The organism is Ruegeria sp. CG4, from assembly GCF_056537185.1.
The window spans coordinates 170,220-196,725 of record NZ_JBQFRB010000001.1 but is presented as its reverse complement, the minus strand read 5'-3'; the positions used below and the strand labels follow the sequence as shown (position 1 = coordinate 196,725).

Here is a 26,506-nt window from a genome sequence, read left to right as displayed (position 1 = left end):
TAGTCCGCGCAAATCACACACCTGTCGCCGGAATACCCGTGCGTTCCACCGGTCGTGGGGCAGTCAGGTCTTTCCAGGTGCTCAGCGCCTTGTTCACATGGGTATTGGCCTCACGCGCAACAAACTGACCGTGCCCCTCCTGCGTCCTGATCTCACCATCATGCACCGCGACATGCCCACGGCTGAGCGTGAAACGTGGCAGACCCTTGACCTCTTTGCCCTCAAAGACATTGTAATCGATCGAGGATTGTTGCGTGCCCGCGCTGATGGTTTTGGTCTTTTGGGGGTCCCAGACGACCAGATCGGCATCCGCCCCCACCAGAACTGCGCCCTTTTTCGGATAGCAATTCAATATCTTGGCGATGTTTGTTGATGTAACCGCCACAAACTCGTTCGGCGTCAGCCGCCCTGTTTCAACACCATGGGTCCACAGCATCGGCATCCGGTCTTCCAACCCGCCGGTCCCATTGGGGATCTTGGTGAAATCGCCGACACCGTACCGCTTCTGCTCGGTCGTAAAGGCGCAATGGTCGGTTGCCACCACGCTTAGCGATCCTGATTGCAGGCCTGCCCACAGACTGTCCTGATGCTGCTTGTTGCGGAACGGCGGGCTCATCACCCTGCGTGCCGCATGATCCCAGTCCTGGTTGAAATACTCGCTTTCATCCAGCGTCAGATGCTGAATCAGCGGCTCGCCCCACACGCGCTTGCCCTGCATTCTGGCGCGGCGGATGGCCTCATGCGCCTCTTCACACGAGGTGTGCACGACATAAAGCGGCACGCCCGCCATGTCGGCGATCATGATGGCGCGGTTGGTCGCCTCGCCTTCGACCTGCGGCGGTCGGGAATAGGCGTGCGCCTCGGGGCCGGTATTTCCTTCAGCCAGCAGTTTGGCGCTGAGTTCCGCGACTACATCACCGTTTTCGGCATGCACCAACGCAGTCCCGCCCAGTTCGGCCAGACGCCTGAAGGACGCAAACAACTCGTCATCATTCACCATCAGCGCGCCCTTGTAGGCCATGAAGTGCTTGAACGTGTTGATACCCCGCGTCTCGATCACGGTCTTGATATCGTCAAAGACCTGCTCGCCCCACCATGTTACTGCCATGTGGAAGGAATAGTCGCAGTTTGCACGCGTCGATTTATTGTCCCAGCGTTTCAGGGCATCCAGCAGGCTTTCCCCCGGATTCGGCAATGCGAAATCGACGACCATGGTGGTCCCGCCGGCCAGCGCCGCCCGCGTGCCGCTTTCGAAGTCGTCACTGGAATAGGTTCCCATAAACGGCATTTCCAGATGCGTATGCGGGTCAATTCCACCGGGCATGACATAACACCCGGTTGCATCCAGTTCCTTGTCGCCTTTCAAATCCGGACCAATTTCCGTGATTACACCGGCTTCGATCTTTACGTCTGCCTTGTACGTCAAATCGGCGGTGACGATTGTTCCGTTCCTGATAACAGTGCTCATGTCAAACTCCCTGTTGCGGTCTGCGCCGCTTGCTTCATCTGGCCAAAAGTATCCCGGGGGAGACGCCCAGCGGGCGACGGGGGCAGAGCCCCCTACTCCACAATCTCCGCAGTTTCGACGACCGCGTGAAACAGAACATCCGCCCCGGCAGCAGCCCATTCCTTGCTGATCTCTTCGGCCTCGTTGTGGCTCAGGCCATCTACACACGGACACATCACCATCGCCGTCGGGGCAACGCGATTGATCCAGCAGGCGTCGTGCCCGGCGCCGGAAATGATATCTGTATGGGAATACCCTAAACGATCAGCCGCGCTTCGAACCGCTGCAACGCAGGTCTCGTCGAACTTCACCGGGTCAAAACCGCCGACTTTCTCAAATTCGATCTGAAGCCCCATTTCATCCACGATATCCTCGGCAGCAACACGCAACCGGTTTTCCATATCGGTGATCACGTCCAGTTCGGGCGAGCGGAAATCGACCGTGAACACCACCTTGCCCGGGATCACATTCCGGGAATTGGGGTAGACGTCGATATGCCCTGCCGCCCCAACCGCGTGGGGTGCGTGGGACCATGCAATTTCGTCCACTTTCTCAAGGATGCGCGCCATGGCCAGACCCGCATTCTTGCGCATCGGCATTGGGGTCGAGCCGGTATGGGCGTCTTTGCCGGTAACCGTGATCTGGGTCCAGCTCAGGCCCTGGCCATGCGTGACAACGCCGATGTCCTTTTCCTCGGCCTCCAGGATGGGGCCCTGTTCGATATGCAGTTCAAAAAAGGCGTGCATTTTTCGCGCACCGACTTCCTCGTCTCCTCGCCAGCCAATGCGATTCAGCTCATCGCCAAACTTCTTGCCTTCCGCGTCTTCCCGGTCATAGGCCCAGTCCTGCGTGTGCATTCCCGCAAACACGCCCGAGGACAACATGGCCGGCGCATATCTGGTGCCTTCCTCGTTGGTCCAGTTGGTCGCAACGATCGGGTGCTTCGTCTTGATCCCCAGGTCATTGAGTGTCCGGATGATCTCCAACCCGCCCAGCACACCCAGCACACCGTCGAATTTCCCGCCGGTCGGCTGCGTGTCCAGGTGCGATCCAACATAGACCGGCAGAGCATCAGGGTCAGAGCCTTCGCGATGGGCGAACATGTTGCCCATCTGATCCAGTCCCATGGTGCAACCGGCTTCCTCACACCATTTCTGGAACAGCGCTCGCCCTTCGGCATCTTCGTCCGTCAATGTCTGGCGGTTATTGCCGCCCGCAACGCCGGGGCCGATCTTTGCCATCTCCACCAGACTATCCCACAGCCTGTCTCCATTTATTCTGAGATTCTGCGCCGGAGCTGCCATCTGTTTTCCCCTGTTGCTTGCGATTTGGCTCGCTTTTGGTGTCTTGATTTGACCATCTGGTCAAACTCACGCTATCACGGGTTCGACATCAGTCAAGAAATTGCATCGCGTCGACGGAAATTTAAGCATAATCAGCACCCGTCTGACAAAAATTGGGGTAACTGGGATCAATGCCAAAAGACCGTGCGCCTACCCGAATTCAGAAAAAGAACCGCGCAGCGATTCTCGAGGCGGCGCTGAACGTTTTTTCAGCCCATGGTTTTCGCGGTGCGACGGTGGACCAAATCGCAGCCGAAGCCGGATTGAGCAAACCGAACCTTCTGTATTACTTCCCCTCGAAGGAGGCGATTCACACCGCCCTTCTGTCCGGGCTTCTGGACGTGTGGCTGGCCCCGCTTCACGATCTGGACGAAAACGGCGATCCGCTGGAAGAGATCCTGTCTTACATCAACCGCAAGCTCCAGATGAGCCAGGAGTTACCCCGTGAAAGCCGCCTGTTTGCCAATGAACTGGTTCAGGGCGCGCCTCGTATCCGGGATAATCTGTCCAATGACCTGAAGTCTCTGGTCGACCAAAAAACTGCTGTTTTGACTACCTGGATGGATCAGGGCAAAATCGCCCGTCTTCATCCCTATCATCTGATATTTTCCATCTGGTCCCTGACCCAGCACTACGCCGATTTTGAAGTGCAGGTCCGGGCAATTCTTGGTGAGGAGGACCCGTTCGAAGGCGCAGCGCCCTTCATGGAAACCTTGTACCGCAAACTGTTAACCCCTTGAGAAGCAGTTAACAAACTTAAGGAAGAGTCTTCTTCTGGCACCAGACCCAACCCGGAACCCTGGATTAAACGCAAAGCTGGCCGCGTGTGGTTTCCAAATGAAACAAAGCGGCGCGGATATCATCTTATCCGCACCGCCGACCAATGAGCCTTTACCTGTCACAATGGGCCGACCGATTTTCTGATCCGAAGAAACTCGACGCGTTTTCTCGGATCAGGTTTTCGTCCAAAAGGTACCGAACTACTCAGCCGCTTTAGCCATTGGGTTGTTCGGATGCGTGGTCCAGTTCGCATAACCGGGCTCAACGACCTTTTGTGTGCGTGGGTCGATCTCCCCTGCTGCCATCGGCTCCATCGAGATACATCCCTCGACCGGACATACATCGACGCACAGGTTACAGGCCACGCATTCATCATCCATCACTTCAAAAACGCGATCGGCGGACATCGAAATCGCCTGATGGCTGGTGTCCTCGCAGGCGGCATAGCATCTGCCGCACTTGATGCACTGGTCCTGATCGATCTTGGCTTTGGCCACGTAGTTCAGGTTCAGGTATTGCCAGTCCGTGACATTCGGCACCGCCAGACCAACGATTTCGGACACGTCGGAATAGCCCTTTTCATCCATCCATTTGGACAGACCGGCCGTCAGTTCATCGATGATCTTGAACCCATAGGTCATCGCCGCCGTGCAGACCTGAACAGTGCCGCACCCCAGCGCCATGAATTCCGCAGCATCGCGCCAGGTGGTCACGCCACCAATGCCTGAAATCGGCAGGCCATGCGTAGCCTCCGCGCGCGCAATCTCGGACACCATCGACAAGGCAATCGGCTTGACCGCCGGCCCGCAATAACCACCGTGGCTGCCCTTACCGTCAATCGAGGGTTCGGGGCTGAACGTGTCCAGATTGACGCTGGTGATCGAGTTGATCGTGTTGATCAGCGATACGGCATCCGCACCACCGTTCTTGGCCGCAGCAGCGGGTTTGCGGACATCGGTGATATTCGGTGTCAGCTTCACGATGACCGGGCGGTCATAGTATTTTTTGCACCACCGGGTAACCATCTCGATATATTCCGGAACCTGTCCGACGGCCGACCCCATTCCCCGCTCGCTCATCCCGTGTGGACAACCGAAGTTCAGCTCGATTCCGTCCGCTCCGGTTTCTGCGACGCGCGGCAGGATGGCTTTCCATGCCTCTTCCTCGCACGGTACCATGATCGAGGCGATCAGCGCCCGGTCAGGATAGTCTGCTTTGACCCGCGCCATCTCCTCGAGGTTCACTTCAAGCGGGCGGTCGGTGATCAGTTCGATATTGTTCAGGCCCAGCAGGCGACGATCCGCGCCGTAGATGGCCCCGTAGCGCGGACCATTCACATTCACGACCGGCGGCCCTTCGGCACCAAGCGTTTTCCACACGACACCGCCCCATCCAGCCTCGAATGCGCGTCGTACGTTGTATTCCTTGTCCGTCGGCGGCGCGGATGCCAGCCAGTAAGGGTTGGGGCTGGAAATTCCCAGAAAGTCAGTTGTCAGATTGGCCATGGGTTCTCCTTACCGGGTTAACCGGTTTTCTTGAAAATCATCTCGGTCGGGCGGATGCGCCCGGCGTCAAGGTTTGCGACATAGTTTTTGAACTTCTCAGGGGCAGTATCACCCATCATCAGGTGGATCCCCAGCGGTGCGGGGCCGCTTTCGGCCGTGCGGGCAAAGACCTCTTCAAAGAACGCTTTCGCGAATTCCGAGCGGTCGTTTTCCGTGATCAGTTCAAATCCAACAGCCGAGGCCGCGTCCCTGTACGCACCAGGCGTGTCCACGAACGAGGTGTCGGGCGTCGTCGACCAGGGCAATGGAAAGACCATCGGATCATCCACCGCACCGCCCATCACGTCAAACAGCGCAAAGGTGCCGCCTTTTGCCAGCACCCTGGCCACTTCGGCGAACAGGCGTTGTTTGTCCTGAATGTTCATGCCGACATGCAGCATGACGGCAAGGTCAAAGCTGGCGTTCGGCACCGGCATGTCCAAAGCGCTTCCGGTCAGAAAGCGCACCTTGCTTTCAAGACCGACAATCGCACTGAGGGCGGTTGCCGTCTCGACGAACTCAGGGGTCAGATCGATGCCCGTAACGGTCGAGGTGTAGCGGTCCGCAATGTAGCGCGACGTTCCACCGATACCGCAACCGATATCCAGCACCCGCGTTGCGTGGGTCGGCGAAAGCTGCGCGAACAGATGATCCGTCGCGGCAACTCCGCCTGTGTGGAATTCGTCGCCCGCTTTCAGGTCGGCAACCGTGGCCGCGTCCGGGTCGATACCGCTCTGCCGTAGCGCATCGCGAACGCGTTCTGTCAGTTCACCTGTCGTATAGTGGCGGGCAACGGCTTCTTCGATCCGGGACATGGCAACACCTCAGCAATGCGATTGAAAGATCAATGCCTCACTATATCACGAAACAAGCGTTGCATGGATGTCCATCGCGGCATCCCTGCCCTCGGCCACCGCGGTCACGGTCAGGTCTTCGCCACCGGTTGCACAGTCGCCCCCTGCCCAGACACCTTCGATGGATGTGCGGCCCGCGCCCGTAACGACGATCTTGTTGCCGTCCAGGTCCAAACCTTCAGGTGCCCCTTCCAGTGTCTGACCAATTGCCTTGAGGACTTGATCCGCCGGAACACGAATGGTTTCGCCGGTTCCGCTCAGCTTGCCTTCGCGGGATTCGGTATATTCAAGCTCGATCTCGGCGGTGGAGCCATTTCCATGAATGGCCACAGGCTGAACGTTGCACAGAATTCGAACACCATGAGAGGCCGCCAGATCCTGTTCATACCGGCTGGCTCCCATCGCGTCGCGGCCGCGGCGATATGCGATGGTCACATGTTCGGCACCAAGAAGGCGGGATTTCACTGCCGCATCCACGGCAGTCATGCCGCCACCGATCACCACGACGTTGCGCCCTACCGGCAGATGCGCAAGGTCATCTGCCTGTCGCACGTCCGAGATGAAGTCGACCGCATTACGCACTCCGTCCAGATCATGCCCTTGTGCGCGAAGTGCGTTCACCCCGGCCAGACCGATCGACAGGAAAACCGCGTCATAATTCTGGCGCAGCCCGTCCAGCGAGATGGTGTCACCCAGCGCGGAACCCGTCTCGATCACGATACCGCCGATTTTCAGCAGCCAGTCCACCTCGGCCTGAGCAAAATTGTTGGTCGATTTGTAGGCCGCGATACCATATTCGTTCAGCCCGCCCGGCTTGGGCCTGGCGTCGTGGATCACCACGTCGTGGCCATGCATGGCCAGACGATGGGCACAAGCCAGTCCCGCAGGGCCCGCGCCAACCACAGCGATTGTCTTGCCGGTCGATGGCGCCCTTTCGAATGGATGCACCCCGGTCGCCATGACGCTGTCCGTGGCGTAACGCTGCAGTCGACCAATCTCAACCGGCGACCCTTCGGCGGTTTCGCGTACGCAGGCCTCCTCGCACAATGTTTCGGTCGGACAGACCCGGGCGCACATGCCACCCAGAATGTTCTGTTCCAGAATGGTCTGGCCTGCCGCTTCCGGCTGACCGGCCTGAATCTGGCGCATGAACAACGGAATATCGATGTCCGTGGGACAAGCGGTAACGCATGGCGCGTCATAGCAGAAATAGCACCGATCCGCCGCCACAGCCGCCTCATGCGCGGCCAGCGGCGGATGCAGATCCGTGAAATTCGAGGTCAGCTCATCGCTGGAAAGCCGCCCGGCGACAATACCGGGGACCATCTGGCCCTGTGCCATCACTCTACTCCCTGTAGATATGTTTATTGTGACCTCAGCTTGCCACAAACTAATTTTTTATCAATTGGTAAAATTTATAAAATCACCAAAAAGTCGAAAAAGCTGAGAGAACGACCTCAACTTCACCGTATAGTTTTTTGTTTTTATTTGCTTTTGGTCAAATTTAACTATTCGAGAAAAATCTTCGAGTTAAACTCCGTGCATGGTCCAATAATCACCTGCAGCGGTGGGACAGCGGGTATTCGACGGACAGCGCAGCCAGTCCCAGGCGCCAAATGACTCGACGGCTTCCTACCTGCCGCCATTGATGACAAACATGTCCAGGCCTGTTTGAGTTCCTGCGTCGCGTTCAGAATTGGGCGCGCCGCAGCGGTTTTCCAATCTCGCATCTGGTTTTGGCGTCGTCTGCCGCTTACAGTGCGTCACCAGAACCAGAGCAGCGCCGGAGAACGGCGAAAATCCGTGAGTTTATCGATGCAGGCCAAGGCCACCAAGTTCAATATTGTCATCATCGGACAGAACAACCGCCTGCAATACGAGGCTGTGCTGTTTGCCGCCTCGCTTCGACATTGTTCACCGGGGTTCACAGGCCGACTGTTTGTTGCGGTTCCCCAACCCGGCCCACGCTGGCAACAAAACCCCAGCATTCAGAACGAGGATGTTCTCAAAGTCCTGCGACAACTGGACGCCGAGATTCTGCCCTTTGACAACCATGCCTTCGGCGAAAGCTATCTTTTTGGCAACAAGATCGAAGCATTGCTGGCCATGCCCGAGGGTGAGCCATTTGTGTTCTTTGACAGCGACACCCTAATCACGGGCGATCTGAACACAGTTCCGTTCGATTTCGACCGCCCCGGCGCATCATTGAAGGTCGAAGGGACATGGCCAAAACCCACGCTGTATGGCCCCGGTTTCGACGGCATCTGGCGCGCGCTCTATCAACGGTTCGGGCTGGACTTCGAAAGCTCGATCGACACAGACCAACCGCTGGATCACTGGCGGCGCTATCTGTACTTCAATGCAGGGTATTTTTTCTATTCCTGCCCACACGCTTTCGGAAAACGGTTTCTGGAATACGCGCTCGCCATCCGCGACGAGGATATCCCAGAGCTTGTTGGCCAGAACCTTGACCCCTGGCTGGATCAGGCCGCGTTGCCGCTGGTGATCCACGCGCTTGGCGGCGGGCGCGACGCCCTGCCGGACGGATTGCTGGATGGCACCGTAAGTTGCCACTACCGGCTGTTCCCGCTGCTTTACGCGCGCGAGCCGGATCATGTCATCGAAGTTCTGGAAACAGTGACCGCGCCGAACCGGATCAAGAAGGTTCTGAAGAACTACGACCCGCTGAAAAAGCTGGTGATTCAGCGCAAGGGCGAGAAGATCCGCAATATGTTCAACCGCGAGAACCTGCCCCAGCGCGAGCAGGTCATCCGCAACCAGATCAAGAGCAAAGGACTGTGGATGCGCTGACTGGATCGTTGTGCGCACGCGACCAATGCCCTAGAGATTCTTCAAGACAAATACCAACAGGAGATTTTCCAGATGTCTGATGGACCCACTTATGGTTTCGACACGCTGCAAATTCATGCCGGTGCCCGGCCCGACCCGGCGACCGGAGCGCGCCAGACGCCGATCTACCAGACAACCGCTTACGTATTCCGCGACGCGGACCACGCTGCCGCGCTGTTTAATCTGCAAGAGGTCGGCTACATTTATTCCCGGCTGACCAACCCTACCGTGGCTGTTTTGCAAGAGCGTGTCGCGACCCTTGAAGGCGGTGTGGGTGCGGTTTGTTGTTCCTCGGGTCACGCCGCGCAGATTATGGCGCTGTTTCCGCTGATGGGGCCGGGTTGCAATGTGGTTGCATCAACCCGCCTTTATGGCGGCACCGTCACGCAGTTCAGCCAGACCATCAAACGCTTCGGCTGGTCCGCCAAGTTCGTCGACACCGACGATCTGGACGCCGTCAAGGATGCCATCGACGAAAACACACGGGCGGTGTTCTGCGAATCCATCGCCAATCCGGGCGGCTATGTCACCGATATCCGCGCGCTTGCGGATGTGGCGGACGCCGCTGGCATTCCGCTGATTGTCGACAACACGTCGGCCACGCCCTACCTGTGCCGCCCGATTGAACAGGGTGCGACGCTGGTGGTTCATTCGACCACGAAGTACCTGACGGGCAACGGCACTGTCACTGGCGGTTGCATCGTGGATTCAGGCAAGTTCGACTGGTCCGCAAATGACAAGTTCCCGTCGCTCAGCGAACCGGAATCCGCTTATCACGGGTTGAAATTTCACGAGACCTTTGGCCCGCTGGCCTATACTTTCCACGGAATTGCCATCGGGCTGCGTGATCTGGGCATGACGATGAACCCGCAGGCTGCGCATTACACGCTGATGGGGATCGAAACCCTGAGCCTGAGAATGGAGCGCCACGTAGAGAACGCCCAGAAAATCGCCGCGTGGCTCGAAGCAGATGATCGCGTGGAATATGTCACCTATGCTGGCCTGCCGTCGTCGCCCTATTATGATCGGGTCCAGAAGTGCTATCCGCGCGGGGCCGGTGCCCTGTTCACCTTCGCGGTCAAGGGCGGCTATGACGCGTGCATCAAACTGGTCAATGCGCTGGAGATATTCAGCCATGTGGCCAATCTGGGTGACGCACGCTCGCTTATCATTCATTCGGCCTCGACCACACACCGGCAGCTGACGCCCGAACAACAGGAAGCCGCCGGTGCCAGCCCGAACGTGGTACGTCTGTCGATCGGGATCGAGGATGCCGACGACCTGATTGCCGATCTTGACCAGGCGCTCAGCAAGGCAAGCGCCTGATCCATGGCAACCGGCAGCGAAACGAACGACCTTGGCCAGCCGATTGGCTGGCCCGTTTCGGGTGACTTCCCGCGTCCGACACCGCCTTACACGCCGATGCAAGGAGGGTTCTGTTCCGTTGTACCGCTGGATATCAACAGGCACGCGCCCGGTTTGTACCGGGCGTTTGCAAACGACGCGGACGGCCACAACTGGACCTACCTGCCCTACGGACCCTTTGAGTCCGAAGCCGCCTTTGTCGAATGGGCCCAGAACAATTGTTCCGATGCTGATCCGATGTTTCACTCGGTTCTGGATGCCAATGACGTCCCGGTCGGCATGGCCTCGTACCTGAGAATCACGCCCGCTGCCGGATCGATTGAGGTCGGTCACATCCACTTCTCGCCCCTTTTGCAGCGCAGCCCGCAATCGACCGAGGTGATGTACCTGATGATGCGCCGTGTTTTCGATGAGCTTGGCTATCGCCGCTACGAATGGAAATGCGATGCGTTGAATGCACCGTCTCGACGCGCGGCCGAACGCCTTGGATTCACTTTTGAAGGCGTGTTCCGGCAGGCGGCCCACTATAAGGGACGTAATCGTGACACGGCATGGTATTCGATAATCGACAGCGAATGGCCACGCATCCGAAAAGCCTTTGAAGCCTGGTTGCTGCCCGAGAATTTCGACGCTGCGGGCAAGCAACGACAACCGCTGCAAGCCCGCGCAGAGGTCTGACTTTATTCGGAAATTTCGAATTCCATCAAGACATTGACCGAGATTGAAACCTCACCGCCGGCAACCGGAACATTGCCTGCTTCGGCCATGCTCATCTGGCGCATATGTGGCATGGGCTGCACACCCCCGCCCTGTTCGTCAATTGACTGAACCGGGCCAAGTGTCACGCCCGCGGCCTGGGCCAGTTGCTCGGCCTTGGCGGTTGCCTCGGCGACAGCTTGCGCTCGGGCTTTTGCTTCAAGCGGCTTGGGGTCCTGAACATCGAAACTCAGGCCGCCAAAGTCATTGGCACCGTCCTGAATGACCGCATCCATGATCTCACCCAGCTTGGTCAGGTCACGCACCCGAACAAAAACCCGGTTCGACGCAGCAAAACCTGTGATTTCCGGGTTCTGCCCCGGCACATTGTTTCGGTTGGACCAAACCGGCGAAAGGGACAGATCGCGGGTTTGCACGTCGCGTGCCTCGATCCCTTTTTCGTCCAGTCGCGACATAATTCTGGAAACCGCGTCGGATGTTGCCTGCATCGCCACCGAAGCCTGCGTATCCTGGTTTGTGACACCCAATGTAATGGTCGCCATGTCGGGTGTGGCCTGAACGGTCCCTGCCGCGCTGACAGTGATGCGACGTTCTTCCGCATGGGCCGCGCTTGCCGCCGTCATTGCCAGCATGGCGGCCAGAAAAGCAAATGTCTTCAAGGTGATCCCTCCAATTCTTGCTGTTTTAAGATGGGGTGACCGGGCGCACTCGTACAAGAGGTGACTTGGCTTTTTCTTTCCCTCGGCGATATCCTGCTTTACTGTCGTGCTGCGAACGCAATGTCGTTTGCATTGACGATGGCAATTATGGTTCTTCGGAGTTATGAAACCCGCTTTTGCGTTATCATTTTCTGCCGACGGAATTTCCCTGCATCACCATTCGGATGACGACTGGTTCTGCATTGGCACGGTTCCGCTGGATGCGCCGGATTTCCCGGATCGCATGCAGGCGTTGCGCGACGCGGGTTTTGCGCTGGAAAACGACCTGAGCTGCAAGGTCGTGATTCCGGAAGACCAAATCCGGTTTTTGACAGTCGAAACCGAAGAACCGGACGCGGACGATACTGGGCAGAAAGTACGCGATGCACTGACCGGGGCCACCCCGTATGCACTGGACGAACTGGCTTATTATACAGCGACGGACGGACAGCAAACCCACGTCGCGGCAGTGGCAACGCAAACTTTGGACGAGGCCCGGGAGTTCGCGACCCAACACGGGTTCATTCCTATCGTGTTCAGTGCAGAAACCGGCCCAAACCCTTTTCCGACCGAGCCCATATTCTTACCTCGGGAAACCACAGAACTGCCCGGTGCACCCGAACCGGCCGATACGGCGCAAGAGCCTGAAGAAGAAGTGGAATCGAACACTCCGGTCCATGCTATCGCGGCGACCGATGCCCCAATCGCATTCCGGGCGCAGACCGCGCCAGGCGCCGAGATTGGCACTGGTGCGGCACACCCAGGTGAAGCCAAACTCTACAAATCTCTGGCATTGGTCGCAGGCATTCTTGCAGTCGCCATCGGGCTATGGTTCCTGACCGGATCCGAAGACGAAATCAGCCCGGAACCCGTTCTGGCGCAGAGCGTTCCGGACGAAACTGCGTCCCCAAGTGTGCCAGAGCAAGTACTGGTTGAAGAAGCCGCGGAACCGGAAAGCGATATTGCCGAAGTCGCTGTCACTCCGCCCCCGGTGGAAGAAACGTTAGAACCGGACACAGAGCTCTCTGAAACCCCCATCTCTCCGCCTGTGGTTGAGGAAAAAGCTGAGCCGACCGCGACGGATCTTGCTATTCTCGAGGCGTTGGACGTCAGCCCAACACCCGTCGAGCAGGTGGCCCGCGATCCTCAGGCGCAGCAGGAACTGCAGTCCCAGACAGGCGTTGTCCTGAGTGCACCCGAAGCACTGATCCCACCCCCTGTCCTGCAATCCGACGACCTGTATCTGTCATCGCTTGACCCGTCGAACCTTTCGCATGACGCGGTGGCGCTGCCTGCGGCCGAACAGTTTGACACTGATCAGCCATTCGAACAGCCCGCTGCACCCAGCGGCGCGGGAACACGGTTTGTACTTGATGAGCGGGGTTTGGTTACCCCCACGGCCGACGGTACAATGAATCCGGATGGGGTCATGGTTTTCCTCGGACGACCGTCTTCGGTTCCGCCCGCAGTCCCGGTTCGCTTCGAACAGGAACCCATCGTCGAAGAGGGCAATGACAGGCTGGCCGGGCTGCGTCCGAAAGTCAGGCCAGATGATCTGATCGAAGGGTTCGAGCGCCAGCAGCTGGGCGGTCGGACACGGGACGAGTTGTCCGGGCTGCGGCCGAAACTGCGGCCAAAATCCCTGCAGGAGCAACCTCAGATTGATGAAACGCCGACCGCGTTGGCGGTCGTTCGGGTTCCGCGCCCCAAATCCCGCCCGGCAGGTTTGGCAGCGGCTTCCGCGCCGAAGGCAACCACCACGTCAGCCAATCTGGGATCAACGGCCGCCATCGATCAAAGCAGTGACGATGTCGGATCGTTTGCGGCAAAATCCGTTGCGCCCAAAATTCCGAGCCGGGCTTCTGTCGCCCGTCAGGCCACTCTGGACAATGCCATCAACCTGCGAAAGCTCAACCTGATCGGAGTCTACGGTTCGCCAGCGAACCGCCGCGCCCTGATCCGGCTGCCCAGCGGCCGCTACAAAAAGCTTAAGGTCGGGGATCGGCTGGATGGTGGCCGTGTTATCGCGATCGGGGACAGTCAGTTGCAGTACCAAAAGAAGGGGCGCAACGTGACTTTGAAAATGCCCCGCAGTTAACAGCCAAAATCGAACGGGAAAAAAACACGCGCGCTGACACGCCAGCGCGCGCTTTATATAGTCGCGTCAAGCGGCTGAAATCTCGCCACTTTCTATCTGTTCGCGTTCGATAGATTCGAACAGCGCCTGGAAGTTTCCTTCGCCGAATCCGTCGTCACCCTTGCGCTGGATGAACTCGAAAAAGATCGGTCCGATGACAGTCTTCGAGAAGATCTGCAGCAGGATCCGTGTCTCGCCTCCGTCGACGACACCTTCGCCATCAATCAGGATGCCGTGCTTCATCATCCGGTCCAGGGGTTCGGAATGCCCCGCAACCCGGTCCGTGGACATGTTGTAGTAGGTCTCGTTCGGGCCTGGCATGAACTTCAGCCCCTTTTTCGCAATCGCGTCGGTTGAGTCGTAGATGTCCTCACTTCCCACTGCGATGTGTTGAATGCCCTCACCCTTGTATTTCTTCAGGTACGAAACGATCTGGCCGGTCTCGCCTCTGTCCTCGTTGATCGGAATGCGGATGCGGCCACAGGGCGAGGTCAACGCGCGGCTGTAAAGACCCGTAAACTTGCCCTGGATGTCAAAGAAGCGGATTTCGCGGAAATTGAACAGGCTTTCGTAAAACCGGAACCACTTGTCCATATTCCCCTTGTAGACATTGTGCGTCAGGTGATCGAGGTAATAGAACCCGTCACCGCGGGGTTTGGATTGCCGCGTCCACTCGAATTCCTCGTTGTAGGGCGACGTGTCATAATACTGATCGACGAAGTAAATCAGCGAGCCGCCAATCCCCTTGATGGCCGGCACGTTCAGTGTTTTGTCGTCGGCGTCGTAAGGCTCGGCACCTTTTGCAACGGCGTGCTCATAGGCCTTTTGGGCATCAACCACGCGCCACCCCATTGCTGGCGCGCACGGTCCATGTTCGGCAACAAACTTGGCTGCAAAGCTGTCTGGGTCGGAGTTCAGGATATACGTGACATCGCCCTGCTGCCACAGTTCGACGCCGGGCTTGTGCTTGTGGTGCCCCACCCTTTCGAATCCCATCTTCGAAAACAGGTCGCGCAACTCCTGCGGTTCTGGATGCGCGAATTCGACAAACTCGAAGCCGTCTGTCCCTGCCGGGTTTTCTTTGCTGATTACGGATTTCGGTGCGTTGTGCGGGAAAGGTCCCATGGCGGGTCTCCTAAGAAAACAGGAATTTCTTTGCTGATTCTAAAATACGTCTTAATTGACGCTGTTTCTGCGCATAATTTTCGTGTAAACTAGCTGCATGTGCGCGATTTACGCACCAAAGACAAGAAAAACGGGGCGAATCCGCATATGTTGGATGCCATGGACACACGCCTGCTGTCTGCGCTGCAAAAGAATGCGCACCTGACGGCACATCAGCTGGGTGAAATGCTGAACCTGTCAGCCAGTCAGGCAGGGCGCCGCCGACAAAGGTTGGAGGCGGAAGGATACATCACCGGCTACGCCGCACGTCTGGACCCGTTGAAACTGGGACTGCACGTGCAGGGTTTCGTGCAGGTTCATCTGGGCACGCACGGCCCCGAACAATCTGCCAGCTTTGCCCGCATGATCGATGCGCGCCCCGAGATAACAAGCGCCTGGACGATGACAGGAGAGGCAGATTATCTGTTGCACATATTCTGTGATGACCTTTCCGCGCTCAACCGCTTGCTTCATCAGGTGATACTGCCGCATCCTGCCGTTGCGAGGGTGCAAAGCCAGATTGTAATGGATCAACTCAAGCGCGACGCACCCCTTCCGACCTGACCGGGACACGAGGACAAACATGGACGATTTCCTTTACCAGGCAACGATCTATCTGGCGGCGGCAGTTATTGCGGTGCCGTTATCAGCGCGTCTGGGGTTGGGTTCTGTACTGGGGTATCTGGCGGCCGGTATCGTGATCGGGCCCATTCTGGGGCTGGTCGGTGCTGAAACCGAAAGCCTGCAGCATGTAGCCGAGTTCGGCGTTGTCATGATGCTGTTTCTGATCGGGCTCGAGCTTGAACCGCGCGCCCTTTGGGATATGCGCGACAAACTACTGGGGCTGGGCGGTCTTCAGGTCGCAATGTCGACGGCGGTGATCGCCGGTGTTTCGATATACGCAAACCACCCGTGGACCGTGGCATTGGCGGTTGGTCTGACCCTTTCGCTGTCGTCGACGGCTATCGTATTGCAGACCTTGTCGGAAAAGGGGCTGATGCAGACCAATGGTGGGCGGGCCACATTCTCGGTTCTGCTGACACAGGATATTGCGGTCATTCCGATCCTTGCGATGCTGCCGTTGCTGGCCCTTCCGCGCGTTCCGCACCTTGAAGGCGACGGCTCCATCGACCGTGGCAATGTCGATGCGCATGGCGCGGCCCATCACAGCCTGTCCCTGGTCGAGGGCTTGCCGGGCTGGGCGGTCACGCTGGTCACGCTCGGCGCCGTTGCTTTCGTCATTCTGGCGGGTGTCTACCTGACCCGTCCCCTGTTCAGATTCATTCACGCCACCCGCCTGCGGGAAATGTACACCGCACTGGCCCTTATGATCGTTGTGGGAATCTCATTCCTGATGACGCTGGTTGGCCTGTCGCCCGCTTTGGGCGCATTTCTGGCCGGCGTGGTTCTGGCCAGTTCGGAATTCAGGCACGAGATGGAAAGCGATCTGGAGCCGTTCAAAGGTCTGTTTCTGGGGCTGTTCTTCATCACAGTCGGTGCCGGGATCAACGTGGGCTATTTCTTCAACGATCCATTTGACCTGATCGGGCTGGCGCTGCTGGTGATCCTGGTCAAAGGGATTATCCTGTATATCGTCGGACGTGCCTTCAAGCTTCGCGGGCGCGATCACTGGCTGTTCACTCTGGGTCTGGCCCAGGCTGGTGAATTCGGTTTTGTCCTGCTGGCCTTTTCCACGCAGCAGAATGTCATCCCCACCGATCTTTCCCAGAAACTGCTGATGATCATCGCCCTGACGATGCTGATTACGCCGCTGCTGTTCATCATCTACGATCAACTCTCGCGCCGCATTGGCGATGTGCGCCCGCAGCCGGAACCGGACGAGATTGACGAAAAAGGCCCGGTTATCATCGCAGGCATAGGCCGCTTTGGCCAAATCGTAAACCGGCTGGTTCGGGCAAGTGGTTTCAAGACGGTCGTTCTGGACCACGACATCGACACGGTGCAGTTGATGCGCAGGTTCGGCGTCAAAGGGTTTCTGGGCGACCCGACCCGCCCCGAGCTGCTGCGCGCGGCAGGGATCGAAAAGGCATCCGTTCTTGTCGCGGCCATGGACGATCACAAGCAGGTCACGCGGCTGGTTGGCTACGCAAGGCGACAACGCCCTGACCTGCACATCATCGCTCGTGCCTATGACCGCAACCACGTTTATGAGCTGTATCAGGCCGGTGCGAACGATATCGTCCGAGAAACCTTCGACAGCTCACTTCGTGCTGGCCGCTACGTTCTGGAAAACATCGGCCTCAGCGACTATGAAGCGGCACAGGCGGAACAGACATTCTATCATCATGACCGAATGTCGGTGCGCGAACTGGCCGAATTGTGGATACCGGGAATGCCGACGGCCGAGAACAAGAAATACATCGAAAGATCGCGCGAGCTTCAGAAGGAGCTAGAAACCGCGCTTTTGGAGATGGCTGAAGAAAACGCCAAGAAGTCTGCCTGACCCAGGCCCCTACCCGGGTCAGAAATAGCGTTTAGCCGTCCGAGACACCGGCCTCGGCAAACGTTGCCATTCCCGAATGACAGGCGACGGCGCTTTTCAGGATGTTGATCGCAAGCGCACCACCCGACCCCTCACCAAGCCGCAGGCCCAGGTTCAACAAGGGTTCTTTGCCAAGCTGCGCCAGGACCGCGCCATGTGCGCCCTCGGCGCTCTGGTGGCCGGCAATTGTATGGTCCAGCGCCCCTTCGGTCACGTCCGCCAGACACGCAGCAGCCGCAGAGCAAATGAATCCGTCCAGAATAACCGGAATCCTCAACACACGTGCCGCCGCGATGGCACCGGCCATGGCGGCAATCTCGCGCCCACCCAAACAGCGAAGGATATCCAGCCCGTCGCCAGCCTGACCATGCAGGGCGACACCTTCAGCGACCACCCGGGTTTTGTTGGCAAGACCCGCATCATCAACGCCTGTGCCACGCCCGGTCCATTCGGCCGCCTCGCCTCCAAACAGGGCGCAGGCAATTGCGGCCGCCGGAGTTGTGTTGCCGATCCCCATCTCGCCAACCACCAACAGATCCGCCGTTGGATCGACCGCCTGCCAGCCTGTACGCAACGCTGACAGAAGCTCTTGCTCATCCATTGCCGGCGCTTTTGTGAAATCCGCAGTTGGCGTATCCAGATCCAGCGCGTGTACGTTCATCGTCGCACCAGCCGATTTGGCCAGTTGGTTGATCGCCGCACCGCCATGCTGAAAATTCATCACCATCTGAACGGTCACTTCAGGTGGAAATGCGGATACGCCTTGCGCCGTAACACCGTGGTTTCCGGCAAAAACGATCACTTGAGGCGCGGAAATCTGCGGCCGGGCATCCCCACGCCATCCCGCATACCAGATCGCCAGATCCTCGAGCCGACCCAGCGCCCCCGGAGGCTTGGTCAGCTGATCGTTGCGCTCGGACGCGCCAGTTGTTGCGGTTTCGTCCGGGCCGGGTGCAGAGCTCAGCGCATTCCGGAAAATTTTCAGGTCGGTAAGTTCGAGCAGCATCGAAAGCCTCGTTGCATCAGAGTGGTCCTGTGTGTTTAACCGAAGCAACCAGACCAACAAGACCCCGAAAGGCGCGGGAGTGCTCAAAAACGACACCAAACTCATTTCCGGCTGGGATATACCCCTGGCTTTGGTGCTTCTGACCCGCCTGCCCGTTCCCCGGCTGCCGGATCATGTATTCGCGCGTCAGGCTCAGGCTGCGTGGGCTTTCCCGATTGCAGGGCTGGCCGTCGGAATAATTGCCTGTCTGGTGGGATGGATTGCCATGTCCCTGAACGTGCCGGCCCTTGTCTCTGCCGCATTGTTGGTGGGCGTTCTGATTGCAGCAACCGGCGCAATGCACGAAGACGGGCTGGCAGACACGGCTGACGGGCTTTGGGGCGGGTTCACGCGGGACCGGCGGCTTGAGATCATGAAAGACAGCCATATCGGCACCTATGGTGTTCTGGCACTTTTGTTTTCACAATTGATCCGGGTGTTTGCTGTCGCATCCCTGCTGACGGCCGGAGGGATCAGCGCCATCCTGACCGCATGCGTGATGTCTCGTGCGATGATGCCCGTTTTGATGGTTATCTTACCAAATGCCCGTTCATCCGGACTAAGTCACTCTGTAGGTCGCCCCCGTTTGATGAGTGCAATTGCAGGCCTGATTGTTGCTTGTGCAGTCTCTGTGGCGCTGATCGGTGGCTCTGCCTTTTTCCCGGCACTTTGCGCGGCGCTGATCGTCGGCCTGTTGGCAATCGTCGCAAAAGCAAAAATCGGCGGTCAGACCGGGGATATTCTAGGCGCGGCGCAGCAATTGGCCGAGGTCACGATCCTTGTTGCGTTGATCGCACGGATTTAGGCGACACCGCCGGTTTCAATCCGCAACACCTCACCGCAATGTTTGCAATGCACGGCATCCGGGTCGTGCCGGTAAAGTCCACAGTTTCGGCATTTATGCCTGACCTTCTGGGGCATGAATATCGCCTGCGCCAGCCGCACGAAAAGTGCGACGCCGACCACCATGATGAAAACCGAGAACAGCTTGCCCCACGGCGTCGACAGCGTGATGTCACCAAATCCTGTCGTCGTAAGCGTCGCCATCGTGAAATACAGCGCATCAATGTATGGCGTCTGGCTGGTTTCCGGGATGAAGTAGACCAGAACTGCCGTCGAGGTCACAAACACAAAAACCAGCAGGTTGATCGCAGCAATCACTGCGTCTTCATGCGTTCGAAAAAATGGGCTGTCGCGTCGCAGATCGCGCAACAGATGATAGGAATGGATCAGACGTAGCGCGCGCAATATTCGAAGGAAGGCCAGGCTGCCGGTGAGGAACGGATCCAGGATCAATGACAGGATCACGACGATATCGGCCAGCGTGTAAATCTTGCGCAGCAGTCTTTTGCGATCCTTCGAAATCCAGAGCCGCGCCGAAAAATCCATAAGGATGATCAGGCCCACAATCATACTGACCAGAGTGATGCCGGGCCCATGACCGCCATGTGCGGTGGCGACAAAGAAGATGATCGTAGCAGCATCAAAAAGGATCAAGGTATACCTGAACCGCACCGATATCGGGTCTTTTCCGATATAGAGGAACTTTATCGCTTGCTTTACCTTCACTGCCTATCCCCCTTTGTTCAGGGCAAAATTACCCTCAAACCCACCGGGGACCAAGCAGCAGAATAAAAAAAGGCCGCCCCCGATGAGGGGCGGCCCAAAATCTGGTAGCCGATTGAGATCAGGCGGCACGCGACATCAGAACCTCGTCGACTTGCTTGGCAGCCGAAATCTCTCCATGCCCGGATACTGCGGCGACTTCGCGGGTCAGACGCTCGAGCGCGGCTTCGTAAAGCTGCCGCTCGGAATAGCTCTGCTCGCGCTGGTCATCGGTACGGTGCAGGTCACGAACCACTTCGGCGATCGAAATCAGATCGCCCGAGTTGATCTTTTGTTCGTATTCCTGCGCCCGGCGTGACCACATGGCGCGTTTGACCTTGGCTTTACCCTTAAGCGTCTTCATCGCCTGACTGATCACGTCCGGCGAACTCAGCGAGCGCAGACCGGATTCGGTGACCTTGTTGGTCGGAACCCGCAGGGTCATCTTATCTTTCTCGAATGAGATCACGAACAGCTCGAGCGAAAACCCCGCAACGTCCTGCTCTTCGATCGAGATGATCTGACCCACGCCGTGCGCAGGGTAGACAACGTAATCGTTAGGGCGGAACTCAAGCTTTTTCGATTTTGACATTCACTTTTTTCCTTCGTTGCGGACCGGGGTACAGACAACAAAAACACCACCACAGGGCACATCTAAGCCCCGTCTGGCGGCGGTTGTGTTGAAAACTCAGAACTCCAAAGCAAGCATACTTACGGAGCGCACCCCAATCCCGATCATCATGTAGGGACGTAGTATACCACAAAAAAGTGGCATCTGAAAGCTTACGCGGGGGAAATTTCGAAAAGCTGCTTGGGAATCAGAAGGATATCCCTCTATCTTTACAGTTTCCCACCAGATTCCAGGACGAATCGTTTAACCGCCCTCACCCGGCGCTTCGGAGAAGTACTTCTCCATCTTGCCTTCTTCCCCATCACGTTCTTCAGCGTCTGGCAGGGGATCTTTCTTGGTCACGATCACCGGCCACTGCTCGGAGTATTTGCGGTTGAACTCGACCCATTCTTCCATACCCGGCTCGGTATCGGGGCGAATGGCGTCGGCGGGGCATTCCGGTTCGCACACGCCGCAGTCGATGCATTCATCTGGGTGGATGACCAGTGTGTTCTCGCCCTCGTAGAAACAGTCCACCGGGCACACTTCGACACAGTCGGTGTATTTGCAGGCGATGCAGTTCTCGGTGACAACATAGGTCATGGCGGCGTTCCCGTTTGCGGTTTGGGCGTCTAGCTAATTCAGTATGGCTTGTTCTTCAAGTGAGGATCAGCATTCCGGAGGTCGAGAAAGATCAAGTGCGCGCCGATCTTTCTTGGTTGGACGACCTTTTCCTTCAAAACCCGGATTACGCGGTGGTGCGTTCTGCTTTTCGGTCATGTCCGAGTACAGCGTTTGCGCCTCGGGTGCCGGTCCCCGCCGTTCGCCCAGTTTTTCGACACGTACGACACGCACGATACGCCCCTGAGCGAACGTCAGAACGTCGCCGGGGCCGACCGAATGCGCCGGTTTCACCACACGGTTTCCGTTTACCCGCACGTGTCCGCCGCTGACCTGTTTGGTGGCCAGGCTGCGGGTCTTGAAGAACCGCGCCTGCCACAGCCATTTGTCAATCCGCAGCCGGGCCTCGGCCATCTCGGGTCAGTTGCCGTCCTTCAAACCCATCAGCGCAGCTGCAAACGGGTTGTCAGGATCGATCGCCTTTTCCTTTTTCGGAGGACGGGAGGAGAAAGTCTTGGAGCCTTGCGGCTTGCCGCCTTTCTTTCCGTGTGGTTTTCCACGGCCTTCCTGCGGTTTGCCACGCGGCTTGCCCTTGCCCTGCCCCTGCTCGCGGCGCGGGCCACGGTTCGGCTGCCGCTGACGACCCCAGGTGAAGGTGTAGAATACTTCGACCTCCGGCTCATCCGAAGCAGGTGCCTCGGCTGCCGCCTCGGTGCTTGTCGCGGCCTCGGCAGGCGCCTCGGCGGGTGCTGCGACCTCTTCGGTTGCCTCTTGGGGTGCGGACACTTCTTCGGCGACAGGTTGCTCGGCAGCATCTGTCGAAGGCAGTTCTGTTTCGACAGCTGCCGGTTTAACCTTTTCACGTTCGCCACGCTCGGCCTTGTAGCCCAGCCCCTGCATCAGATCAGCGAACTGTTCAAGCGTCATACCGGTAATCGAGAGCATGTCGGGTTTGGCTTCGAACCCGCCGCGGCTGTCTTCTGCACGCAGCATGTCGGCCAGACGCTCTAGCATGTCGATACGGATCGAACGCTCGCCGGCATCCCTGTATCCGCACATCGTGTCGTACCCCTCAGGCGCGCCCTTGGCGACGGGCACAGTGACCAGACCCGGTGGAGGCGCTTCGGGAAACTCCTGCAATCCGCTGGACAGGGCCCACAACACCAGTCGCAGACGCGTCGGTGCGGGTTTCAGCAGAAGCGGCATGAAGATTGTGAACTGGCCAAACCGAATGCCGTGCTTGCGCAGCGCGCCACGGGCGTCCTGATCCAGATCCTTAACCTCTTGCGCGACGCCGGCACGGGGCAGCACACCCAAGGCTTCGACCATTCGGAAGGCAAACCCCTTGGCCAGGCCTGACAGCTCTTCGTCGCGCGACAGGTTCAGCAGCGGTTCAAACAGCGCCGCGACCTTGCGGTCGATGAAGTGCTGCAAACGACGCTGAACCTTCTGCTCCACATCCGGTCCCGCAGCCTCATCCACAAAAACCTCGACGACCGGCTTGAGAGGCTCCGCCCCGGCAACCAGTTTGCCAACGGCGTATTCGCCCCACATCAGGCCGCCCTGATCTGTGTAATCAATTTCAGTATCGGGCGCGTTGTAGAAGCGGTCGGCACGCAGATGGAATTGCGGCGCGAGAGCTTGCAGGGACGCCGATTTCAGAGCTTTCGCCTCGGTTCCTTGCGCGCTTTTGTCCGGGATAAACCGGAACCCTTCCAGACGACCGACGAATTCGCCTTCGACGGTCACTTCACCCTTGTCATTTACTTCGGCCAAAAGGGCCTCCTTCTGTTTGAGCCGGCGCAACAAAACGGATGTGCGCCGGTCCACAAATCTTTGAGTCAAACGTTCGTGAAGAGCGTCCGACAGCCTGTCTTCTACAGTGCGCGTTTCCTCGCGCCAATGGGATTCGTCACGTACCCAACCGTTTCGTTGCGCAACATATGTCCATGTGCGAATATATGCCAACCTTTTGGACAACGCATCAATATCTCCGTCGGTTCGGTCGATCCGGCGGATTTGCCGCGCCAGAAAGTCATCCGGGATCGTTCCACGCTCGTGCAGGTGGTTGTAGATCACCTCCAACAGACTTGCGTGCTCGGCATGACTGATGCCACGAAAGTCTGGAATTCGGCAAACATCCCACAGCAACCGGATCGACGGACCGTCGCTGGCGCGCGCCGAGACCTCGGTCACTTGCGAGAGAGATTTCAGAACGTTCAGATCATCGGCTGGCCGCGCCTTGATGAGGTGTTCGTCGTTTGGGCTGACCTCAAGCGAGTCGATCAGCGCCTCGATCGAGCCGAACCGCAAGGCGGCGTTCCGCCAGTTCAGCTTTTTCATTGGCGTGAAACGGCTGTCCATGATCGCCTGCGCCACACCATCATCTAAAGGCGGGGCCTCACCCGTTACGCCGAACGTGCCGTCGGACATGCCGCGCCCTGCCCGGCCTGCGATCTGGGCCAGTTCGTTGGGCGCCAGAGGTCGCATCCTGCGACCGTCGAACTTGGTCAGGGACGAAAACGCCACATGATTCACATCCAGGTTCAGACCCATTCCGATGGCATCGGTGGCGACCAGATAGTCAACCTCGCCATTCTGGTATAGCTCAACCTGCGCGTTGCGCGTACGCGGGCTGAGCGCCCCCATAACTACCGCTGCACCACCCTTTTGACGGCGCAGAAGTTCGGCGATCGCATAGACGCTGTCGACCGAGAACCCGACGATGGCACTGCGCGGTGTCATGCGGCTGATCTTTTTCGAGCCGGAGTAGACAAGCTGCGACAGCCGCTCGCGGCGGGTGAACTGTGCTTCGGGCACCAGCGCCGCGATCGGACCGCGCATCGTATCTGACCCTAGAAACAGCGTCTCACTGGTCCCGCGTGCGCGCAGCAGGCGGTCCGTGAACACATGGCCACGCTCGGGATCGGCGCAGAGCTGGATCTCATCAATGGCCACAAAATCCGCGCCCATGCCTTCGGGCATCGCCTCGACCGTGCAGACCCAATATTGCGCACGCGGTGGCACGATCCGTTCCTCGCCCGTGACTAGGGCCACGACGGAGGGTCCACGGACGGCTACGATCTTGTCATAGACCTCGCGCGCCAGCAGACGCAGCGGAAGACCGATCACACCAGTCCTGTGTCCCAGCATCCGCTCGATCGCGTAATGGGTTTTACCTGTGTTTGTCGGGCCAAGAACGGCCACGATTCGGGATGACCCGTTCACCTTTGCCCCCTGCCCCGGACCTTACAGCGCCATGCCTTCGATCTGAGGCTTTAGACGATTCACGGCATTGGTTACTTCTTCGTGATGGGGATGTATAGACAAAGCGCGGGAATAGGCCTCGTACGCTTTTTCCGGCTGATCCAGCATCTCGAAGATCAGACCCAAGCCATAGATGGCCTCGTATTGGTTCGGGTTCAAGGATAGGGCATGTTCCAGATCAGCCGCCGCCATGCCAAAGCGTTCGATACCGAAAAACGCCGATGCCCGGGCGTGCCAGCCTTCGGCGAACTGCGGTGCGTGGTCGGTTAAAGCCGTCAGATGTTCAATCGCCGCCTTGACGTCTCCGTCCTCAAGCGCCTCGCGCCCGCGTTCCAGCAACAGATCGGCCGAGGCCGAGCCGGATTGCGACCAGAGCGACTGCAACTGACGGTCAATGCTGATCGCCTGCCGGGGCGTGGACTGTGTCAGTTGCTCCAACAGCACGGATTCGTCCTTGGAGTCGGCTTGCTGGGCCGCACCAATGGTGGAAAACACCATCAGTGTTGCAAGTGCCGCGACGATACCTTTGAGATTGTGGTTTGCAATGCTCATAACATTGTTCAGTGTAGCGTTGCGACCGGGGATGTCCATTCTCGGCGCATAAACAAAATGAGGAAGATCATGAGCGAGATTCTTGAAAAGGCCGCAGCCGCGCTGAATGAAAAACTGGCGGGCGGGGCTTTTGATGCTTCGGCCAAATTCGCCATCGCAGATCTGGGTTCGATCGTTCTGGATGCAGACGGCGCGCGTGTCAGCGACGAAGACGCCGACGTGACCCTGAGCGCGGATGCTGATACATTCGAGCAGATCCTCAGCGGTGACCTGAACCCGACCGGCGCGTTCATGTCCGGCAAGCTGAGCGTGGACGGAGACATGGGGATTGCCATGAAACTTGCCTCGGTGCTGGCCTGATGGATTTTTCGCCGGCCCCTTTGTTTGAAGCTGTGGCCGGCGCTCCTGCCGGTGGCAAAGCCCATTGGCTGGAAACTTCGGATGCCAAACGCATCCGTGTCGCGCATTGGGTGCCTGAAGACAGTGCAAACGGTACTGTGCTGATGTTTCCGGGACGCACGGAATATATCGAAAAATACGGAAACGCGGCCGGAGAGTTCACAAAACGGCACTTTGCCTTCCTGGCGATAGACTGGCGCGGTCAGGGTCTGGCGGATCGCCTTCTGGACGACCCCCGGATCGGACATGTCGCGAAATTTCCGGATTACCAGAAGGACGTCCGCGCCGTTCTGCACATGGCAACAGAACTGAACCTGCCAAAGCCCTGGTACGTGATCGGCCATTCAATGGGCGGTGCCATAGCGTTGCGGGCGATTATCGAGCAGAACTGCTTTGCGGCCTGTGCCTTCACCGGGCCAATGTGGGGCATTTACTTTTCCACAATCATGCGGCCGATCAGCTGGATGACGGCCTATTGGGGGCCGAAATTCGGACTGGGCGAGAAAACGCCTCCGACCACGACATTGGACAGCTATGTCACCATTCAGCCCTTCGAAGACAATATGCTGACCCGCGATCCGGATATGTACCGGATGATGCAGGATCAACTGGCTGCGCATCCGGAAATGGCGCTTGGGGCGCCGTCGACAATCTGGCTGCGCGAGGCGCTGACGGAATGTGATTGGCTGATGAAACAGCCTGCGCCGGATGTACCATGCCTGACGTATCTGGGCGGAAACGAACGGATCGTGGATCGTGATGCCATTCGGGCCCGAATGGCCAACTGGCCCAAAGGCAAACTGATCGAAGTTCCCGAGGGCGAACATGAGGTCATGATGGAATCACCCGAGGTTCGGGGACCGGTCTTTGATCAACTTGCCGCGCATTTCAGGGCGAGCCAGCCAAACGCCGCACCAAACGCAGCTTTGCAGAGTTAATCGCTGA

General features: G+C 58.2%; 24 protein-coding genes. 10 read left to right on the top strand and 14 right to left on the bottom strand.

The genetic code is table 11. The features are described 5' to 3' along the window. Positions 1 to 13 precede the first annotated feature (13 nt). Complete coding sequence (gene hydA, locus ACR0J2_RS00975) at positions 14 to 1,468, bottom strand: dihydropyrimidinase (RefSeq protein WP_480811426.1); 1,455 nt, start codon at positions 1,466 to 1,468, stop codon at positions 14 to 16. 92 nt (positions 1,469 to 1,560) lie between these two features. Beyond that, the gene (locus ACR0J2_RS00970; RefSeq protein WP_480811425.1) at positions 1,561 to 2,811 is read right to left on the bottom strand and encodes a Zn-dependent hydrolase; all 1,251 of its coding nucleotides are present in this window, start codon (positions 2,809 to 2,811) and stop codon (positions 1,561 to 1,563) included. A gap of 170 nt (positions 2,812 to 2,981) precedes the next feature. Between ACR0J2_RS00970 and ACR0J2_RS00965 the strand changes: the two genes are divergently transcribed. After that, positions 2,982 to 3,590, top strand: coding sequence for a TetR family transcriptional regulator C-terminal domain-containing protein (locus ACR0J2_RS00965; protein WP_170616158.1), 609 nt, complete (start codon positions 2,982 to 2,984; stop codon positions 3,588 to 3,590). Positions 3,591 to 3,830: 240 nt separating this feature from the next. Here ACR0J2_RS00965 and preA read toward each other — a convergent pair whose 3' ends face one another. From preA to ACR0J2_RS00950, 3 genes are read right to left on the bottom strand one after another with little or no spacing between them, the layout of a single operon-like run. Continuing rightward, the gene (preA, locus tag ACR0J2_RS00960) at positions 3,831 to 5,135 is read right to left on the bottom strand and encodes an NAD-dependent dihydropyrimidine dehydrogenase subunit PreA (protein ID WP_170616156.1); all 1,305 of its coding nucleotides are present in this window, start codon (positions 5,133 to 5,135) and stop codon (positions 3,831 to 3,833) included. Between the two features lie 17 nt (positions 5,136 to 5,152). After that, the gene (locus ACR0J2_RS00955) at positions 5,153 to 5,989 is read right to left on the bottom strand and encodes a class I SAM-dependent methyltransferase (RefSeq protein WP_480811424.1); all 837 of its coding nucleotides are present in this window, start codon (positions 5,987 to 5,989) and stop codon (positions 5,153 to 5,155) included. Positions 5,990 to 6,034: 45 nt separating this feature from the next. Then, positions 6,035 to 7,369, bottom strand: a complete 1,335-nt coding sequence (locus tag ACR0J2_RS00950; RefSeq protein WP_170676669.1) for an NAD(P)-dependent oxidoreductase — start codon at positions 7,367 to 7,369, stop codon at positions 6,035 to 6,037. Positions 7,370 to 7,843: 474 nt separating this feature from the next. Between ACR0J2_RS00950 and ACR0J2_RS00945 the strand changes: the two genes are divergently transcribed. The 3 genes from ACR0J2_RS00945 (at position 7,844) to ACR0J2_RS00935 (ending at position 10,921) form a co-directional block, all read left to right on the top strand. After that, positions 7,844 to 8,839, top strand: coding sequence for a hypothetical protein (locus ACR0J2_RS00945; RefSeq protein ID WP_480812018.1), 996 nt, complete (start codon positions 7,844 to 7,846; stop codon positions 8,837 to 8,839). A gap of 72 nt (positions 8,840 to 8,911) precedes the next feature. After that, a complete protein-coding gene (locus ACR0J2_RS00940; RefSeq protein WP_170616150.1) occupies positions 8,912 to 10,204 on the top strand; it encodes an O-acetylhomoserine aminocarboxypropyltransferase/cysteine synthase family protein in 1,293 nt (430 codons plus the stop codon). A 3-nt stretch (positions 10,205 to 10,207) separates the two neighbouring features. Further along, a complete protein-coding gene (locus ACR0J2_RS00935; protein WP_480811423.1) occupies positions 10,208 to 10,921 on the top strand; it encodes a GNAT family N-acetyltransferase in 714 nt (237 codons plus the stop codon). Positions 10,922 to 10,923: 2 nt separating this feature from the next. Here the strand turns inward: ACR0J2_RS00935 and ACR0J2_RS00930 are convergent, their stop codons facing one another. Then, entirely contained in the window at positions 10,924 to 11,619 is a 696-nt protein-coding gene (locus ACR0J2_RS00930) for an SIMPL domain-containing protein (RefSeq protein ID WP_170616146.1), read from the bottom strand. A gap of 163 nt (positions 11,620 to 11,782) precedes the next feature. On the opposite strand from ACR0J2_RS00930, the gene ACR0J2_RS00925 reads away from it, so the two are divergent. After that, the gene (locus ACR0J2_RS00925; RefSeq protein ID WP_480811422.1) at positions 11,783 to 13,756 is read left to right on the top strand and encodes a hypothetical protein; all 1,974 of its coding nucleotides are present in this window, start codon (positions 11,783 to 11,785) and stop codon (positions 13,754 to 13,756) included. 66 nt (positions 13,757 to 13,822) lie between these two features. On the opposite strand, the gene hppD is transcribed toward ACR0J2_RS00925, so the two are convergent. Continuing rightward, on the bottom strand, positions 13,823 to 14,920 hold the full coding sequence (hppD, locus tag ACR0J2_RS00920; protein WP_480811421.1) for a 4-hydroxyphenylpyruvate dioxygenase: 1,098 nt from the start codon (positions 14,918 to 14,920) through the stop codon (positions 13,823 to 13,825). A 147-nt stretch (positions 14,921 to 15,067) separates the two neighbouring features. Between hppD and ACR0J2_RS00915 the strand changes: the two genes are divergently transcribed. Then, complete coding sequence (locus ACR0J2_RS00915; RefSeq protein WP_170616139.1) at positions 15,068 to 15,523, top strand: Lrp/AsnC family transcriptional regulator; 456 nt, start codon at positions 15,068 to 15,070, stop codon at positions 15,521 to 15,523. Between the two features lie 19 nt (positions 15,524 to 15,542). After that, positions 15,543 to 17,423, top strand: coding sequence for a monovalent cation:proton antiporter-2 (CPA2) family protein (locus ACR0J2_RS00910; RefSeq protein WP_321253494.1), 1,881 nt, complete (start codon positions 15,543 to 15,545; stop codon positions 17,421 to 17,423). A 31-nt stretch (positions 17,424 to 17,454) separates the two neighbouring features. Here ACR0J2_RS00910 and cobT read toward each other — a convergent pair whose 3' ends face one another. Next, positions 17,455 to 18,468 (bottom strand): nicotinate-nucleotide--dimethylbenzimidazole phosphoribosyltransferase, encoded by a 1,014-nt coding sequence (gene cobT, locus ACR0J2_RS00905; RefSeq protein ID WP_480811420.1) that lies wholly within the window; start codon positions 18,466 to 18,468, stop codon positions 17,455 to 17,457. A 79-nt stretch (positions 18,469 to 18,547) separates the two neighbouring features. On the opposite strand from cobT, the gene cobS reads away from it, so the two are divergent. Further along, positions 18,548 to 19,312: an adenosylcobinamide-GDP ribazoletransferase gene (gene cobS / locus ACR0J2_RS00900; RefSeq protein ID WP_480811419.1), complete on the top strand. Its 765-nt coding sequence runs from the start codon at positions 18,548 to 18,550 to the stop codon at positions 19,310 to 19,312. Here the strand turns inward: cobS and ACR0J2_RS00895 are convergent. The 6 genes from ACR0J2_RS00895 to ACR0J2_RS00870 form a co-directional block, all read right to left on the bottom strand. Then, on the bottom strand, positions 19,309 to 20,076 hold the full coding sequence (locus tag ACR0J2_RS00895) for a potassium channel family protein (protein WP_170806167.1): 768 nt from the start codon (positions 20,074 to 20,076) through the stop codon (positions 19,309 to 19,311). The genes cobS and ACR0J2_RS00895 overlap by 4 nt on opposite strands. A gap of 118 nt (positions 20,077 to 20,194) precedes the next feature. Beyond that, the gene (locus ACR0J2_RS00890; RefSeq protein WP_170616131.1) at positions 20,195 to 20,704 is read right to left on the bottom strand and encodes a CarD family transcriptional regulator; all 510 of its coding nucleotides are present in this window, start codon (positions 20,702 to 20,704) and stop codon (positions 20,195 to 20,197) included. Positions 20,705 to 20,986: 282 nt separating this feature from the next. Further along, the gene (gene fdxA / locus ACR0J2_RS00885; RefSeq protein ID WP_170616129.1) at positions 20,987 to 21,325 is read right to left on the bottom strand and encodes a ferredoxin FdxA; all 339 of its coding nucleotides are present in this window, start codon (positions 21,323 to 21,325) and stop codon (positions 20,987 to 20,989) included. Positions 21,326 to 21,391: 66 nt separating this feature from the next. Beyond that, entirely contained in the window at positions 21,392 to 21,757 is a 366-nt protein-coding gene (locus tag ACR0J2_RS00880; protein ID WP_480811418.1) for an RNA-binding S4 domain-containing protein, read from the bottom strand. A 6-nt stretch (positions 21,758 to 21,763) separates the two neighbouring features. Then, complete coding sequence (locus ACR0J2_RS00875; RefSeq protein ID WP_170806166.1) at positions 21,764 to 24,571, bottom strand: DEAD/DEAH box helicase; 2,808 nt, start codon at positions 24,569 to 24,571, stop codon at positions 21,764 to 21,766. 21 nt (positions 24,572 to 24,592) lie between these two features. Beyond that, positions 24,593 to 25,162, bottom strand: a complete 570-nt coding sequence (locus ACR0J2_RS00870; RefSeq protein WP_480811417.1) for a tetratricopeptide repeat protein — start codon at positions 25,160 to 25,162, stop codon at positions 24,593 to 24,595. A gap of 69 nt (positions 25,163 to 25,231) precedes the next feature. Between ACR0J2_RS00870 and ACR0J2_RS00865 the strand changes: the two genes are divergently transcribed. Together ACR0J2_RS00865 and ACR0J2_RS00860 are read left to right on the top strand one after the other, a co-directional pair. After that, positions 25,232 to 25,522 (top strand): SCP2 sterol-binding domain-containing protein, encoded by a 291-nt coding sequence (locus ACR0J2_RS00865; RefSeq protein ID WP_170616121.1) that lies wholly within the window; start codon positions 25,232 to 25,234, stop codon positions 25,520 to 25,522. Further along, positions 25,522 to 26,499 (top strand): alpha/beta hydrolase, encoded by a 978-nt coding sequence (locus tag ACR0J2_RS00860; RefSeq protein ID WP_170616119.1) that lies wholly within the window; start codon positions 25,522 to 25,524, stop codon positions 26,497 to 26,499. The genes ACR0J2_RS00865 and ACR0J2_RS00860 overlap by 1 nt, the downstream gene beginning before the upstream one ends. Positions 26,500 to 26,506: the final 7 nt, after the last annotated feature.